We start from the raw sequence: 14,326 nt of genomic DNA, 5'->3' as shown, positions 1-14,326 counted from the left end.
GCCTCAGGTGGAGTCGACTATGCGCTGGCGACCTTGCTATCAGGCACGACAGCAATATCGACCTTGCTGAACTGCAGCACACCGTCTTCGATCTCGGCGTCGTGCATCAGCTTGCGGTCGCGGTAGTAATTGTTGACCACTTTCCACGCACCGCGGGCACCCTGACGCGGCATTTCTCCGTCGCCGCGCTGGATGTAGCCCGAGGTCAGGGCTCCGCCCATGAGAGATTCTTCGGCGAAGTCCTCAGGTTCGGCATGAACCTCGAAAGTCGTGTAGTCGCGCTTACGCATGATCGTGAGTACGCGACACAGATAGGACGCGGCCAGGTCGGCCTTGAGCGTCCAGGATGCGTTGGTGTAGCCGAGGATCATCAGGAAGTTCGGGATGTCGGAGTAGAGCACGCTCTTGTAGGCGACCGTCTCGTTGAGCTTGACGGGCTCGCCGTCGATGCTCATTGCCGCCCCGCCCAGGATCTGCACGTTCAAGCCGGTCGCCGTGACGATGATGTCGGCCTCGAGTTCGAGACCCGACTCGGTCACGATGCCATTCTCGGTGAACTTGGCGATACGGTCTGTGACGATGTCGGCCTTGCCGCTCTTGAGCACCTTGAACAGGTCTCCGTTGGGAACCACGCACAGACGCTGATCCCACGGGTTGTAGCTGGGGGTGAAGTGACGCAGGTCCACGTTCTTGCCGAGTTGCAAGCGAATCTGGGTGAGGAACAGCTTCTTCGCCAGCTTCGGATTGGTACGTGAGAGCTGAAAGCTGGCGCGTTGCAGTGCGATATTGCGGGCTCGACCGATCTTGTAAGCGATCTGGTCGGGAACGCGTGCGAGCTTGAGACCTTTGGCAACAGGGTCCTCGGACGGCAGTGCCTGGATCCACGTGGGCGAGCGCTGCAGCATGGTGACGTGGCCGGCAGTGGGGGCCATCGACGGGATCAGCGTGATCGCGGTGGCACCGGACCCGATGACCACGACCTTCTTTCCGGTGTAATCGAGATCCTCGGGCCAGTGCTGTGGGTGCACGATCTGACCGCGGAAGTCGTCCTCACCGGGGAAGGCGGGGCGGTAGCCCTTGTCGTAGTTGTAGTAACCGCAGGCGCCGACGAGGACATTCGCGGTCCACGTCTCGGTCTCGCCGGTGGCCTCGATCAGGACGGTCACGGTCCACTGAGCAGTCGCGCGATCGAAGTCCATTGCCACGACCTTGCGGCCGAAGTTGATGTGGTCGGTGACGCCGTATTCCTTGGCGGTTTCCTCGACGTAGTCCCGGATGCTGGAGCCGTCGGCGAGCACTTTGGTGCCGATCCACGGACGGAAACCGAATCCGAAAGTGAGCATGTCGGAGTCCGAACGGATGCCTGGGTACTTGAACAGGTCCCAGGTGCCACCGATATTTTCCCGGCGCTCGAGGATCGCGTAAGTGCTTCCCGTCTGCTCCCGAATGAGGTGACAAGCCGCGCCGATTCCGGACAAGCCAGCGCCGATGATCAGTACGTCGACATGCTGTGGCATGGAGGAAACTCGTTTCGTAGGTCGTCGCGAAGCTACATCTGGCGTCGGCGGTGGCCGAGAACGATCGGTCGTTTCAGGCCGGGTTCCCTTCGGTCAGCGCCAGTAACCAGAGTATGTGCGACTTACGGTAACAGTCAATATCTCGACCCGACTCGATATCGACGTCGGACACGAGGCCTAGCAGATATCCACCCACAAATAGCCGACGGAATGGAGTAGGAAGTCGATAATGAGGGCATGAACGAGATACAACCCCAAAGCCTCGAACGAGAGCGCTGGCGCACTCTGCCAACTCCGCCGTCGACCGAGTTGGTCGAGATGGTCGGGGACGGACCTTCCAGCGCAGACTTCGACCCTACTGAACCAGTCGCACAACAGGGGTGAGACTGTCAGGACATTCCGGTATCTCGCAACGTGATGTTCAGCCTCCCCGATGGCAGACCGATGCCCGGAAGAGAACTTCCTGCAATAACTTTCGGCACACCGTGATACGCGAACCTCGACTCTCCGCCGAACACGAAGAGATCACCCGAGTGCAATTCGACGTCGGTGTACGGCTTGTTCCGGTTCGCGGAATTCCCGAACCGAAAGACACAACTCTGCCCGACGCTCAGTGAGACGACGGGAGCGTCGCAGCGCTCGTCCTTGTCCTGGTGCATGCCCATGCGAGCGCCCTCGTCATAGAAGTTGATCAGAGCGGTGTCGGGTGCGTAGCTCTCCCCCGCACGCGGGTCACCGTAGGCAGCGGCAACTGCGGTGCGGCCGAGGTCGGCGAGCCAGTCGGGCACCGCTGCGACAGGCGCACCGTTCACGTCGTCGGCGGTGCGGGTGTACTTGTACGGCTGCCAATGCCAACCGAGACAAACTGTTTGCACCGACATCTTGTGACCACCTGGGACAACAGCGGAGCGCATCGGTACGGGTGCGGTTGCCCACCGTCTGCACTCGGCCACCAAGGTGCGTTGCTGTTCAACGCTGAGCCAATCCGGAACGAGGATCGCCCCTGGCGCCACTTCCAATCGTGGCCGAGGAATCAGAGCGTTCATGGTTTCCACGCTAATCGGTCCCGAGGCATTGACACCCTCCACATCGGCTCGTATCGTAATCAACAGATTGGTTGATAAAGGAGATGGTTGACAAGTGATCGTGGATCCAGGGGCAGACGAGCGTCTCGACAAAGCGTTCATGGCGCTCGCCGACCCGGTACGACGGCGGATCATCGCCCGCCTGAGTAGCGGCCCCCAAACGGTCAACGAGTTGGCCGAGCCGTTCGAGATCACCAAACAGGCTGTCTCCAAACATATTCAGGTACTCGAAGCCGCTGGTTTGGTCACTCGCAGCCGCGACGCCCAGAGGCGGCCGGTACATCTCAACGCCGCAACTCTCGAGGCTTTGACCGCCTGGATCGACCGCTATCGACTGATCCACGAACAACAGTTCCGCAAGCTCGATCACCTACTCAGCACCACACAGAAGGAGACTTAGCCATGGCTACCACCAATCCCGTCACCATCACGGCTCCTGAGGGCGTGCCGTACATCGACATCACCCGCGAATTCGACGCACCCGTCAGTGCCGTCTTCGCGGCTCATTCGAATCCCGAACTGGTCAAGCAGTGGCTCGGCCCCAACGGATACGAGATGGAGATCGACGAATACGAGTTCGTGAGCGGCGGTCGATACAAGTACGTCCATCGGAACCCCGAGGGCGAAGAGTTCCGGTTCAATGGTGTATTTCACGTCGTTCGCGAGAACGACTTTGCCATCCAAACCTTCGAATACGAGGGATTTCCCGACGTCGTCAGCATCGAATCGATCACGTTCGAGGATCTGGGCAATGGACGCACCCGCCTCTCCGGCCATTCCGTATATCCGAGCCTCGAAGCGCGAGACGGAATGATCGAGAGCAATATGGAACTCGGCGTCACCGAAGGTTACGAACGCCTGGACAAGATCGTCGCGCAACTCTGACCACCTGTTTGCCCGAACCTCCTCAGCGAAAGGCAGTTTCATGGACTGGACCCTCGAAGTAGTCATCGTTCCCGTCAGCGACCTCGACCGCTCCATCGAGTTCTACCGTGACAAGGTCGGTTTCGATCTCGACCACCACACCGTCAACGAACACATGACGATTGCTCAGCTCACTCCGCGTGGTTCGGGTTGCTCGATCGTCATCGGCAACCTGCCGTCGCAAACCGAGATGGCCCCTGGTTCGTTGAAGGGATTGCAGTTGGTAGTGGCCGACGCTGCAGCGGCTCGGCAGGAGCTCATCGACCGCGGCGTCGATGCCAGTGAGGTCACCGTCTTCGACGAGCGTGACGGTGGCACCTTCTTCGGATTCGCCGACCCGGACGGTAATACCTGGGCTGTCCAGCAGCTGAAGGTCCGCGGCGACAAGCCGCTCATTCCGAAGGAGTACCGCGACCGCTTCGGCGCGTAGAACCCGCCTTCCACGCTGCGTAGTCTTCGGGCATGCAGACAGCGCAGGGGCGATAGCCGGCCGCAATCGCGGTCGGCTCGTCCGCGAAGAACACCCGACTGGCGACATACCCACCACGCGCGATTGCCTGCGCCGCCCCTCGACAGTCGAGTCGGCCGTAGATCTTCGTTTTCCTATGCCCGCCAAGCGCACCGGGCATCGAACTCTCGTAAGGTTTGTTGCGGGCGTCGCGGAGAATGTACGTCCTATTCGGCATTGTGAAGCACCAATCCCAATGTTCGACGCGTACCCGAGTGCACCACGCTGACACCATGTCGCACAGGGGCTCTGGACCACCCCCGAGAACTCTGGACCGGCCGATCCCGCGTGGTGAAGATCAACGCGTGACCTTGTTCGAGCACCGTGACAGTCCCTTTCGACTGAGCGCGCGGCCGCTGTTCGACGAGCAAGAACTCTCCCCCGGCGTGATCGATCCGAGGTCTGTCGAGCCCGATCACCACCTGCAAGGGAAACACCAACTCTCCGTAAAGGTCCCGATGCAGTGCATTCCAGTCGCCAGGACCGTAGGACAGGAGAATCGGGGTAGGTCGATTCTGGCCGGCGTTGCGGCATTGATCGATCCATCCTTCGAAAGTGTCCGGCCACGGTGCGCTGTCCCCCAGCTTGAACGCCCACTCTCGCGCGATCGGGAGAAGTTGCCGGTAGAAAGCCGCTCGCATAGCGGTGATCGGCTCGGGTACCGGATCACCGAAGTATCGATACTCCCCTTGACCGAAGCGGTACCGAGCCATGTCGATCGTGCTTCGAAATCGGTCGACGTCCGAGTACCAGGAAGCGATCTCGCGACACTCCGATTCGTCGAGTAGCGGTGTCGTCTGTGCACACCCAACAGTGCAGGCCAATCGAGGGAATCAACTCGAGCAGACAGATCAGTGAACAGGTCCATACGTCGTAGACGACGCGGCAGTCAGGAATGTGAGAATGCCAGCAGTTGGTCAGCCAAAGTATTGTAAGTACGGGCGATCCCGGCATAGCTGAGTACGGGTTCCGGATTCCAGGTGCCGACCTTCCCCGCCTTCACCGCAGGCAAGTTGGACCACGCAGGATTGGTGCCGAGCGTATCGAGTTGCAAACTGGACGGACGATCGTCGAGGAAGATCATGCCGGCCGGATAGTGGTCCGCCATCTCCCAGGCCAGCTTCTCGACGTAGACCGACGATCCCTCTGCTGGATCGACGACGGTAAGACCCAAACCCGCCAGGTCTGCGAGGATCGGAAATCCGGAACGACTGACTCGAATCGTGTCCGGATCTGCGGAGGCGAATAGTACGGGTGAATTGTTCAGTGAAGAAGCAACTTCGGAGATCCGCTGGCGCGCAGCGTCGTAGTCCTTTCGCTGCACGTCCATATCCGGGTCTGCTCCGAGTTCCACGGCCAGTTCCACGATCTCTCGCACGGTTCGGTCGATGGTTCCTGCTGCCGTTTCCACGAACAGTACTGTCGACAAGCCCTTCACCGCATCCAAGTTCGCCTCGTCGAGTAGAGCCGAACCACGCAACTGAGGGACTATGACGACGTCCGGCTCCAGCGCAGCGATCTTTTCGAGTTCCACTTGCCCCCAGAGTTGCCCGACCATGTCGGTCTTCGAGAAATCCAAGTTGCCGGAGATGCTGGCGTCCGTCGATCCCGGCGATCGTGTGAGCGCCCCGAAAACACCGACAGGCACCAGTCCGTAATCCCACAGAGCACCCGCGATTCCGGTGTAGGTGACAAATGTTCTCGGCGGTGAAGCCAACTCGATCAGGGTTCCGCGATCATCGGTGAAGGACCAACCGGCATCGCGTGTGCCGCCGGCATCTGCGCCGGAGCGTGAGCACCCGGCCGCTGCCAGCGCAGCAGCCAATCCTGCTGCTGCGCCGAGGAACCTGCGACGATTCCAGTCCATCTCGAGACGCCTGTGCGGTCGTGGAGTGAGCAGCGTGGTCATGTGTGTGCCCTTTCGGCGATTGGTTGAACTGTTGCAGGAGATGACGAGCGAGAAAAGAGAAGGATCGATCCAAAACCCGTGAGTATTCCGACGCCGGCGCAGAAGACCAACGGCCACAGCAGAGCAAACTCGTCCGATCCGGCGAAGAGCGAGCCGCACAAAGCAATTCCGACTGCGAGCCCGAATTGGCGCGACGAGTTGGCTGTGGCCGAAGCCGTCCCGGCGCGCTCTGCCGGAGCATCCGACATCGCGGCACCTGGCAACACCGGCGACACCATGGCTGAACCGACACCCGTCAGAATCAGTCCGGCGATAAGCGCCGGCCAGATCGGCGCGATGAGAACGTACAACATTGCCAGGCAACCGATTCCGCAGAGGACCGTCCCGAATCCGAGCGAAAATCGAAGATCGACTCGCTGAAGCCGTGATCCACCCAGTGCTGATACGAAGACAAAAGCGAGCGGTTGAATCGAGAGCACAAGTGCGGCCGTCGACGCCGACAGTTCCAACCCGTTTTGCAGCCACAGTGAAAGAACTACGAGCGGGCCGTAAGCCGCAAGGTAGTAACCGAAAGCCGCGACGAGAACTCCGTCGAATTTCAGGGATCGGAACAAGGCCGGATCGAGCATCGGACTGCTGCTTCGACGCTGCCAGGACACAAATGCCGTCAACGCAACGATTGCGATGAGGAAGGCGAGAGCTGTCGAAGACGAAGTCCACCCGGCGTCGCCGCCCCACGTCACGCCGAGAACCGCGGCAACGGCAGCGAGAGTGAACAAAACCATTCCGGCCCAGTCGATATTGTCGTCGCCGCGCCAACTTTCGGCGAAACAGAAAACAGCCATTGCGAGCGCTACTGCGGCCACGGGGATTCCGAAATAGAAGACCGCACGCCAGTCGAAGAACTGCGTCAGCAGCCCTCCTGCAACATTCCCGATTCCGGCCGCCAATCCGGCGACGGCGCCCCACGCGGCAAAGGCGACGTGACGATCACGGCCCGAGTATGCGTCGCCGAGCAGAGGCAGGAGCGTCGCGAACATCGCTGCACCGGCAATTCCTTGCGCGCCGCGAGCTGTGACCAGAACCGTGACGTCCGGAGCAACAGCACACACGGCCGTCGCAACCAGGAACACGACCAGGCCGCAGATGTAGAGGCGTTTGCGTCCCCATACATCGCCGAGCGCGCCCATGCCCACCAGAAGCGCAGCAAGGGCCAGTGTGTACGCGTCGACGACCCAGGACATCGCGCCCGTACTGCCGTTCAAACCGTCTGCGATGGCCGGCACCGCGATCGTCGTGATCGTGGCGTACGTCAGCAACAGGAAAGTTCCGATGCATGCGGCGATGAGCGGCAGCCATCGTCGTGTCGACATGGTCAACCTCCGAGTAGGGCGGTAAGTGCGCCCTAACTATGGAGGTTCAAGTCAACTTGAAGTCAAGCGCCGCTTCTACGCGAATGTCGAGTTGCTCGAGCAACCACGGACACTGCATCGGACGCTCTTGCCGACACGTCAGGTGATGCTCGAGAATCAGTTTCGCTCGCGTAGCGGCGGCGATCTGTGCCTCGAGTGCCGAAACTTGATCCGCGAGAACCGCGGAGAACTGCTCGGACGTGGTGTCGGTTTCGATGAAGGAGCGCACCTGTTCCAAGGACATTCCCGTCTCGGTGTACATCCGGATCAATGCCAGCCGTCGCAGCTCACACTGCCCGTACCAGCGTTTGCCGCCGGTTCGCGACCGCGCGGACAGCAAGCCTTCATCCTCGTAGTACCGCAAGGTCGACGCCGCGATTCCGAACGATTTTGCAACCTCGCCGATCGGGATCAAGTGCTCACGCATTCACCGATCGTAGGCTGAATGCGTGGGCGGTTCCGGCAGTTATGTGTGACTTGGCATACTGACTAACGGAAGGGGTCACGTAGGTGATCTCACGGCAAAATGCTGGATGCGCTCGTTGAACGAGGGAGAGCTGTGCTGGATCCAACGCGACCTGTCGGGCCGTACTCCTCGGGAGTGCCCGCCACTGCCCTCGAGGTCCGCATGCCGGACCTGGAACGCTTCGGCCTCGCCCAGTTGTGGCGCTCCGCGATCATCGCCGTCGTGCTGTCCACGTCGATCATGCTGGCGCTGATCGTGTGGCCTTTCCGCAAGCGTGGACGCACCTGGGCGGACGCTGCCTCCGACGGAATGGTCGACGGCTTCATCGCTCTGGGGCCCACCTTCGTCAAGCTCGGTCAACTGGTCGCGTCGTCGTCCGGCCTGTTCCCGGCCCCGGTCGCCAATGCGTGCCTGCGTTGCCTCGACGACGTTCCGTCCTTCCCTGCCGAGCAGGCCCGAAGAGTCGTGCAGGAGGACCTCGGTTACTCCGTGGACGAACTGTTCGCGAAATTCGACGACGCGCCTCTAGCAGCGGCATCGGTTGCGCAGGTACACGCGTGCGTTCTGCACGACGGCCGAGAGGCAGTCATCAAGATCCAGCGCCCGGACATCTATGCGCGCATGCTGATCGACCTGCGGGCGGCATATTGGGGTGCGAACATCCTCGAGAAGTTTGTCGAGTTCCTTCGAATTGCCAATGCCACCGCCATCATTCGCGATCTGCACAACGCAACGATGACGGAATTGAACAGTGCAGTCGAGGCCGACCGGCAAACCACTTTCCGGAACAACATCAGTGCGTTCGGCGACAACAAGGGAGTCACGACGCCGGAGGTCTACTGGGATTACTGCGGCCCCCGAGTCATCTGTATGGAACGCATGCGGGGCGTTCCGCTCGATCGATTCGTCGCCGGTCCGGACGGAATCGACGAAGCCCGCATGTTGATCCGGCGCGGTGTGAAGGTCTGGCTCGAATCAGTCATCGTTCACGGTCCTTTCCACGGCGACGTACACGCCGGGAATCTGTGGGTCCTCGATGACGGCCGGATAGCAATGCTCGACTTCGGCATTGTCGGTGTTCTTCCGGAAACGTGGCGATCGATACTCTCCGATATGTTCCGCGCAACGATTGTCGACGGAGATTTCGCCCGCGTTGCCCGGGGAATTCGATCCTTGGGTTATGCAACCGACTACGAAGTCGACGACGCCCAACTGGGTATGCAGGTCGCCACTGCTCTAGCTCCGATCCTCGGCCGCGATCTGGGTGAACTCAAGCTCAGCGAGCTGATCATGGCGCTGATTCAATTGGGTAAACAGTGGGGTGTTGCGAGTCCAGAGGAATTGGTTCTTTTCGGAAAGCAACTCGGATACTTCGAGCGATATGCGACGGCGTTGGCACCTGGTTGGGTGATCGGACAAGACCTTTATCTGTTCAAGAACGTATTTCCCGAGGCAGTCGCCGAAAAGGCCCGAGAACTCGGCATCATCATGCCTGACGAATAAATTTGTCCCCTATTTCCTTATTCTGCATTTCGTCTGGCGGGGTTAGCCTGTAATGACCCACCGGCCGAGGAGCAAATGTGCAGCCACTTTCTGTAGCCCTCCCGCAAGCGACGACAGGTCCGAGGAGTAACGGGCCGCGTGTCGGCACCACCCTCGGCGCCCTCATGCATTCCACGGACAAGTCCGTGATCGAGCTACTGGAAAGCCCGGACGGGCTTGATGTCGAAATCCGTTCGATCGCCCTCGTCGAGTCCTCCGACATAGACGGCACCGACAGCCGAGGTGCGATCTCCGACATCTATCTTCCCGTCGGGGTTCCCGAATCGACGCTCACGCAATGGCTGCGAAAGTTCGAGGGCAGGCCGCCAAGGCGTCGTCCGAAGCTCCTGCTCGTCAAAAATGCACGCGAGGCGACGGCGGTACTGACCGCCGCACGTAGCATCGGTATCGCCGTGGCCGCGGTCCATCCGCAGGCCAGTTCCGGCCACGTCTATTCGCTTGTACAACGTCTTCTGACGCAGAGCTTGTATCGTTCGCGAGCCGCCGCCGGCGCTGTATCAGGCGGTGATTCCGATTTGTTCGCGCTCTCGGAAACGATCGCCGAATTGACCGGTGGACTCGTCACGATCGACGACACCGCACTGCACGTCATTGCATATTCTGCTGCTCACGAGGGCGAAGACGAGCTTCGTCAGCTCTCCATACTCGGCCGGGAATGGCCGATCGAATACACCGAATGGATCGAGAAAAGGGGCGTGTTCGAGCATCTCAGGCGCTCGGACGAGGTCATCAGTCTGCCATCCGAGCTGAGCATCGGCGCCGCACACCGTCTGGCTGTGAGCATTACCCGGCCCGGCCAGCCAGGGCCGACGGGTTCCGTTGCGCACCAACATAATCTCGGAAGCATCTGGATACAGCAGGCATCCGGACCTCTTTCCGACGACGCACGAGCGGTATTGCGCGGCGCCGCCGCTGTCGCCGCGCGCATTCTCATGCGGTCGTTGGACGCCTCCAGCCGCGAGAACGCCCAAGTGGAAAGGCTGTTCGGCGTTCGCTCCGGCGGGGTCGACATGCACTCACTCGCCGGCTCGTTCGGCATCAGCACCGACGGACCGGCTGCGGTCATCGGATTTGCGACATCACTTGCACCCGGATCGAATCTCGATCGAATCACCAACGCCTTGCGCCTGCGTGCCAGCGCATTTCGCCACGATGCCGTCACGACGATCATCGACAACCGGATCTACGTGCTGTTCCCGCAGGCCGAGCACGAGGTCGCGATCAGCGACTGGGCTTACGACACCGTGCGAGTGCTCGAAAGACGTGCGGGTATCAGCGTCCGCGCGGCCGTCGCAGTGCCGATCGCGCGGTTGCACGGCGTACCCGAGGCGCGTCGAGAAGTGGACCGCGTGCTCGATACCACCGATGATCACGGAACCTCGAAGGTCACCACCCTCGCGGCGTCGCGCACCGCGGTATTGCTGGGCGAGATACTCGACCTCGTCGCTGATCACGAGCGATTGCGCGACCCTCGTATCGACAGACTCATCTCCTACGACGACAAGAACACCTCTGACATGCAGTTCACGCTCACTGCCTACCTGACAGCTTTCGGGGACGTGAAGAAGGCCGCATCCTCTTTGAAAGTGCATCCGAACACGCTGCGCTACCGCATCCGGCGCGCTGAACAGATCATGGGCATTTCGTTGGACGAGCCGGACACGCGCCTGCTCACCGAACTGCAACTCGCCATATTGGGACGCACCCCGGACGAGTCTGAGCGGTACGAAACGTCCGATCAGTGAGACGGATCTCGGGCCCGTCTCGAACTCTCGAGTAGACAACTGAGGAAGCCGAAGAACAACTCTCACCTCAGGAGATACCTTGCGCACTCGTGGAGCCGTCATTCGCCAAGCACCAGGCACATACGAGGTGGTCGACCTCGAACTCGACTCACCCCGTAGCGGCGAACTCACCGTCAAGATGGTCGCCTCCGGCCTGTGCCACTCGGACGACCACTTCGCCAGCGGCGACCACGGCGTTGGCCGCTACCCCATCTGCGGCGGGCACGAAGGCGCCGGAATCGTCGTCGAGGTCGGGCCGAACACCGAAGGGTGGTCCGAGGGCGATCATGTCGTGTTCTCTTTCCTCGCCGCCTGCGGCCGTTGTCGTTGGTGTGCAAGCGGAATCCAGAACCTCTGCGACAACGGCGCCGCCATCATGACCGGCAGCAGGCCAGGCGAAACCTCGAGCTACAGAATGTCTCTCGACGGTCAACCCGTCGCACAAACCTGCGGCCTGTCCACCTTCAGCGAATACACCACGGTCAGCACTCTCTCGGCGGTCAAGGTCGACAAGCATCTGCCACTCGACGCTCTGTGCCTGCTCGGCTGCGGCGTCGGAACCGGCTGGGGCGCCGCCGTCAACTCCGCTCAGGTGTATCCCGGGCAGACCGTCATCGTCATGGGGGTCGGCGGAATCGGAATCAACGCGGTACAGGGAGCCTCGCACGCCGGCGCCGCCCACGTGATCGCGGTGGACCCGGTCGCTTTCAAGCGCGACAGTGCATTGAAGTTGGGCGCCACCCATGCCGTCGCCACCATGGAGGAAGCCACCGACATAGCGCGCTCGTTCACCAACGGCCAGGGCGCCGATTCCGCCATCGTCACCGTCGGCGTCACCACCGGAGAACATGTCGCGCAAGCATTCTCGTCCATCCGCAAGGCCGGAACATGCGTCGTCACCGGCCTCGGGAAGATGACGGACGTCGGAATACCCGTGAGCCTGATGGAACTCACGCTGTACCAGAAGAGAATTCAAGGATCCCTGTTCGGCGCGTCGAATCCCACCGCCGACATTCCCTGGATGATCGATCTCTACACCAGCGGCAAACTCGAACTCGACGAACTGATCACCAACCGGTACACCCTCGACCAGATCAACGACGGCTTCGCCGACATGCATGCCGGTCGCAATCTTCGCGGGATCATCACCTTCTGAGCGAGTTCTCTCCGGACTTTCGATCGAGAGCAAGTCCGGAGAGATCCTCACTACGGCTTCACCAAGCGTTCATGGTGTCGAGGATTTGTCCTCTGGCCATCCACAATTCAGCAGACCAGTACGGCCACGAGTGAATTCCGGCGGGCGGAAAGCTGTACGTCGCTGGGATTCCCAAGGATTTCAGACGAATCTCGAATGCACGCGCATGCACCCACGAGAGCGCCTCTAGACCCATGCCCGTCGCCGTGTGGAAGTAGTCGATCGGCGCAGATGGGTGATCGTACGGTCCAGGGATGCCGTTGGACGACGAAATGTACATCGACAGTCCGCGAAGCGATTCCGCGTTGACAAACGGGTCGTTGCGAAGCCAGCCTGACGACCACGGCGGGCCCCACATCGAGTCCACGTTGTACCGCCCGGCATCGAACATCGCTACCCTGATCGCTTCACGCATGCCCGGCCCCGAAATGTTTATGTACCCGGACAGCGAGCCTGCGAACTTGAACTGATCACGATGGTGCCCAGCCAAATTCAATGCCGCGCTACCACCCATCGACAACCCGATAATCGCATTGTTGGTAGGCGAAACACCGTACCCTGCAAGAAAGTCTGGAAGCTCACGAGTGAGAAATGTTTCCCACCTGTACGTTATCGGCTGGGCGTTGAAGTTCGACGGCGCGTACCAGTCCGTGTAGAAACTCGACTCGCCGCCCACAGGCATCACCAAAGTGATGTTGTCGTTGCGGTACTGATCGAGTGCGTTCGTTTCGAAACTCCAGGCATTCCTGTCGTTTTGCGCGCGAAGACCGTCGAGCAGGTACAGCGCGGCGTTGCCACCGCGCGCGGCCCACTGCACCTGAACCTTGATGTTTCCCATCGAAGACGGGACCCACAACTCGTCGTAACCACCCCATGGCGCCGAGCGCGCCGGAGTAGCACTCGCGGCGGTCGGACCGAACATACCGCCGAGCAGGAATATCGACAACAACGCCGCTAGGAGCACCCGCACCCGCCGTGTATTGCGTTCGGGCAACGTGAATCTGATTCTCTGCAAGGTTGTGTCTTTCCCCGAAACTGCGCATGAAGAAACTGCTCCGGTAAGTGCATCGTCGGTTCCACTGTCGACGTGTTTGTCCCTTTGTGGGGTCTTCGGTGTTACAAAGCCGAGGTCATCGCAGCAAACGGACAACTGTCATGCCGAGCGAAACCGGGTGGCGAAAAGCACAATTCACGAAGCACGCTCTCTGCGCTCACTCAGCCGAGCATCGAAGCGATCGCGTCTCGCCCAGCAGCGGCACAAGCTTGGTCCTGCATTCCGTCTGGAGCGCCACCGACGCCGATACCGGCGATCGACCCGGCTCCAGCCTTCAATGTGACTCCACCTGCAAGGAAGAGAGTGCCGGGAAGGTCGGCGATGGTCGATCCTTCGCCTTTGGTACGCTGCAAGAGGTCACTGGTGTCGGCTCCGAAAGCCGCAGAGGTGTATGCCTTCTCGCGTGAGGCTTCCACCGTGTGCTGGGCTGCGTTGTCGCCGCGCACCATGGCGATGACATTGCCGGCACGGTCGACGACGGAGACGGTGACGAAGCCGAGACCGTCGGCGCGGCATTTCGCCAGCGCTGCACCGGCAGCCGTCACTGCTGCGTCGGCGCTGAGTCGATTCTGAGTGACAACTGCCGAATCGCCGCTCGCAGCAGGCTGCTGCGTGGCAGTAATCGACGTCGTGCTCGATGCGTTCGCCACCGGTGTGTCGGTGCTCGAGCATGCGGCGCTCGCAAGGATCGCGACAACCGGAATGGCGACAGCAAGCGTCCGGGGCAGTCGTGTGTAAATGCGGTGGTTCATGATGGGCACACTTTCAGTCGAGTGGTTCGAAACCGTCCACTACAGCGTCGCGTTCCGGTGAGGGTCCGCACATCGGGCGCTCGGGTGGCGAACAGTGCCCACAACGGCTACCTAGATGTCATCCGAATGGTTGATACGAGGGCCAGGCGCACTCCGT

At 60.8% G+C, this 14,326-nt stretch carries 14 protein-coding genes and 1 pseudogene; 6 read left to right on the top strand and 9 right to left on the bottom strand.

The genetic code is table 11. The features are described 5' to 3' along the window. Positions 1-17: 17 nt before the first annotated feature. Together ACWF6P_RS05860 and ACWF6P_RS05855 are read right to left on the bottom strand one after the other, a co-directional pair. Positions 18-1,517 (bottom strand): flavin-containing monooxygenase, encoded by a 1,500-nt coding sequence (locus ACWF6P_RS05860; protein ID WP_452620339.1) that lies wholly within the window; start codon positions 1,515-1,517, stop codon positions 18-20. Positions 1,518-1,906: 389 nt separating this feature from the next. Next, on the bottom strand, positions 1,907-2,563 hold the full coding sequence (locus tag ACWF6P_RS05855) for an alpha-ketoglutarate-dependent dioxygenase AlkB family protein (protein WP_452620338.1): 657 nt from the start codon (positions 2,561-2,563) through the stop codon (positions 1,907-1,909). Between the two features lie 94 nt (positions 2,564-2,657). Between ACWF6P_RS05855 and ACWF6P_RS05850 the strand changes: the two genes are divergently transcribed. The 3 genes from ACWF6P_RS05850 to ACWF6P_RS05840 are packed head-to-tail and all read left to right on the top strand — an operon-like array spanning position 2,658 to position 3,956. Beyond that, the gene (locus ACWF6P_RS05850) at positions 2,658-3,002 is read left to right on the top strand and encodes an ArsR/SmtB family transcription factor (RefSeq protein WP_378531033.1); all 345 of its coding nucleotides are present in this window, start codon (positions 2,658-2,660) and stop codon (positions 3,000-3,002) included. A gap of 2 nt (positions 3,003-3,004) precedes the next feature. After that, on the top strand, positions 3,005-3,487 hold the full coding sequence (locus tag ACWF6P_RS05845; protein WP_019745615.1) for an SRPBCC family protein: 483 nt from the start codon (positions 3,005-3,007) through the stop codon (positions 3,485-3,487). A 40-nt stretch (positions 3,488-3,527) separates the two neighbouring features. Continuing rightward, the gene (locus ACWF6P_RS05840) at positions 3,528-3,956 is read left to right on the top strand and encodes a VOC family protein (RefSeq protein WP_378542135.1); all 429 of its coding nucleotides are present in this window, start codon (positions 3,528-3,530) and stop codon (positions 3,954-3,956) included. Here the strand turns inward: ACWF6P_RS05840 and ACWF6P_RS05835 are convergent. The 5 genes and pseudogenes from ACWF6P_RS05835 to ACWF6P_RS05815 form a co-directional block, all read right to left on the bottom strand. Further along, positions 3,919-4,212: an Ada metal-binding domain-containing protein gene (locus tag ACWF6P_RS05835; protein ID WP_452620337.1), complete on the bottom strand. Its 294-nt coding sequence runs from the start codon at positions 4,210-4,212 to the stop codon at positions 3,919-3,921. The two genes, ACWF6P_RS05840 and ACWF6P_RS05835, sit on opposite strands and share 38 nt — an antisense overlap. Then, a pseudogene (locus ACWF6P_RS05830) lies at positions 4,202-4,902 on the bottom strand (2OG-Fe(II) oxygenase). The gene ACWF6P_RS05835 and the pseudogene ACWF6P_RS05830 overlap by 11 nt, the downstream one beginning before the upstream one ends. A 21-nt stretch (positions 4,903-4,923) precedes the next feature. Beyond that, positions 4,924-5,943, bottom strand: a complete 1,020-nt coding sequence (locus ACWF6P_RS05825) for an ABC transporter substrate-binding protein (RefSeq protein ID WP_452620336.1) — start codon at positions 5,941-5,943, stop codon at positions 4,924-4,926. After that, positions 5,940-7,316, bottom strand: a complete 1,377-nt coding sequence (locus ACWF6P_RS05820) for an MFS transporter (RefSeq protein WP_452620335.1) — start codon at positions 7,314-7,316, stop codon at positions 5,940-5,942. Before ACWF6P_RS05820 ends, ACWF6P_RS05825 begins: the two co-directional genes overlap by 4 nt. Before the next feature lie 46 nt (positions 7,317-7,362). Then, a complete protein-coding gene (locus ACWF6P_RS05815; RefSeq protein ID WP_378531018.1) occupies positions 7,363-7,782 on the bottom strand; it encodes a MerR family transcriptional regulator in 420 nt (139 codons plus the stop codon). 132 nt (positions 7,783-7,914) lie between these two features. Between ACWF6P_RS05815 and ACWF6P_RS05810 the strand changes: the two genes are divergently transcribed. The 3 genes from ACWF6P_RS05810 to ACWF6P_RS05800 all read left to right on the top strand — a co-directional run bounded on the left by ACWF6P_RS05810 (position 7,915) and on the right by ACWF6P_RS05800 (position 12,324). Then, positions 7,915-9,324, top strand: a complete 1,410-nt coding sequence (locus tag ACWF6P_RS05810; protein ID WP_378531016.1) for an ABC1 kinase family protein — start codon at positions 7,915-7,917, stop codon at positions 9,322-9,324. Positions 9,325-9,401: 77 nt separating this feature from the next. After that, the gene (locus ACWF6P_RS05805) at positions 9,402-11,129 is read left to right on the top strand and encodes a PucR family transcriptional regulator (RefSeq protein WP_378648884.1); all 1,728 of its coding nucleotides are present in this window, start codon (positions 9,402-9,404) and stop codon (positions 11,127-11,129) included. Between the two features lie 79 nt (positions 11,130-11,208). Continuing rightward, positions 11,209-12,324, top strand: a complete 1,116-nt coding sequence (locus tag ACWF6P_RS05800; RefSeq protein WP_452620334.1) for an NDMA-dependent alcohol dehydrogenase — start codon at positions 11,209-11,211, stop codon at positions 12,322-12,324. A 58-nt stretch (positions 12,325-12,382) separates the two neighbouring features. On the opposite strand, the gene ACWF6P_RS05795 is transcribed toward ACWF6P_RS05800, so the two are convergent. Together ACWF6P_RS05795 and ACWF6P_RS05790 are read right to left on the bottom strand one after the other, a co-directional pair. Continuing rightward, positions 12,383-13,333 (bottom strand): alpha/beta hydrolase, encoded by a 951-nt coding sequence (locus ACWF6P_RS05795; protein WP_452620333.1) that lies wholly within the window; start codon positions 13,331-13,333, stop codon positions 12,383-12,385. Positions 13,334-13,578: 245 nt separating this feature from the next. Further along, positions 13,579-14,169, bottom strand: a complete 591-nt coding sequence (locus tag ACWF6P_RS05790; RefSeq protein ID WP_378628406.1) for a GlcG/HbpS family heme-binding protein — start codon at positions 14,167-14,169, stop codon at positions 13,579-13,581. Positions 14,170-14,326 lie beyond the last annotated feature (157 nt).

This window comes from Rhodococcus sp. NPDC055024, assembly GCF_053608585.1.
The sequence above is the reverse complement of the archived record's forward strand: the minus strand, read 5'-3'. Positions and strand labels throughout refer to the sequence as shown.

Excerpts from the sequence above, each read along its gene's own strand:
- ACWF6P_RS05815 (WP_378531018.1), bottom strand. The coding sequence starts at position 7,782 with ATGCGTGAGCACTTGATCCCGATCGGCGAGGTTGCAAAATCGTTCGGA.
- ACWF6P_RS05835 (WP_452620337.1), bottom strand. The coding sequence starts at position 4,212 with ATGCCGAATAGGACGTACATTCTCCGCGACGCCCGCAACAAACCTTAC.
- ACWF6P_RS05790 (WP_378628406.1), bottom strand. The coding sequence starts at position 14,169 with ATGAACCACCGCATTTACACACGACTGCCCCGGACGCTTGCTGTCGCC.
- ACWF6P_RS05840 (WP_378542135.1), top strand. The coding sequence starts at position 3,528 with ATGGACTGGACCCTCGAAGTAGTCATCGTTCCCGTCAGCGACCTCGAC.
- ACWF6P_RS05820 (WP_452620335.1), bottom strand. The coding sequence starts at position 7,316 with ATGTCGACACGACGATGGCTGCCGCTCATCGCCGCATGCATCGGAACT.
- ACWF6P_RS05825 (WP_452620336.1), bottom strand. The coding sequence starts at position 5,943 with ATGACCACGCTGCTCACTCCACGACCGCACAGGCGTCTCGAGATGGAC.
- ACWF6P_RS05845 (WP_019745615.1), top strand. The coding sequence starts at position 3,005 with ATGGCTACCACCAATCCCGTCACCATCACGGCTCCTGAGGGCGTGCCG.
- ACWF6P_RS05855 (WP_452620338.1), bottom strand. The coding sequence starts at position 2,563 with ATGAACGCTCTGATTCCTCGGCCACGATTGGAAGTGGCGCCAGGGGCG.
- ACWF6P_RS05860 (WP_452620339.1), bottom strand. The coding sequence starts at position 1,517 with ATGCCACAGCATGTCGACGTACTGATCATCGGCGCTGGCTTGTCCGGA.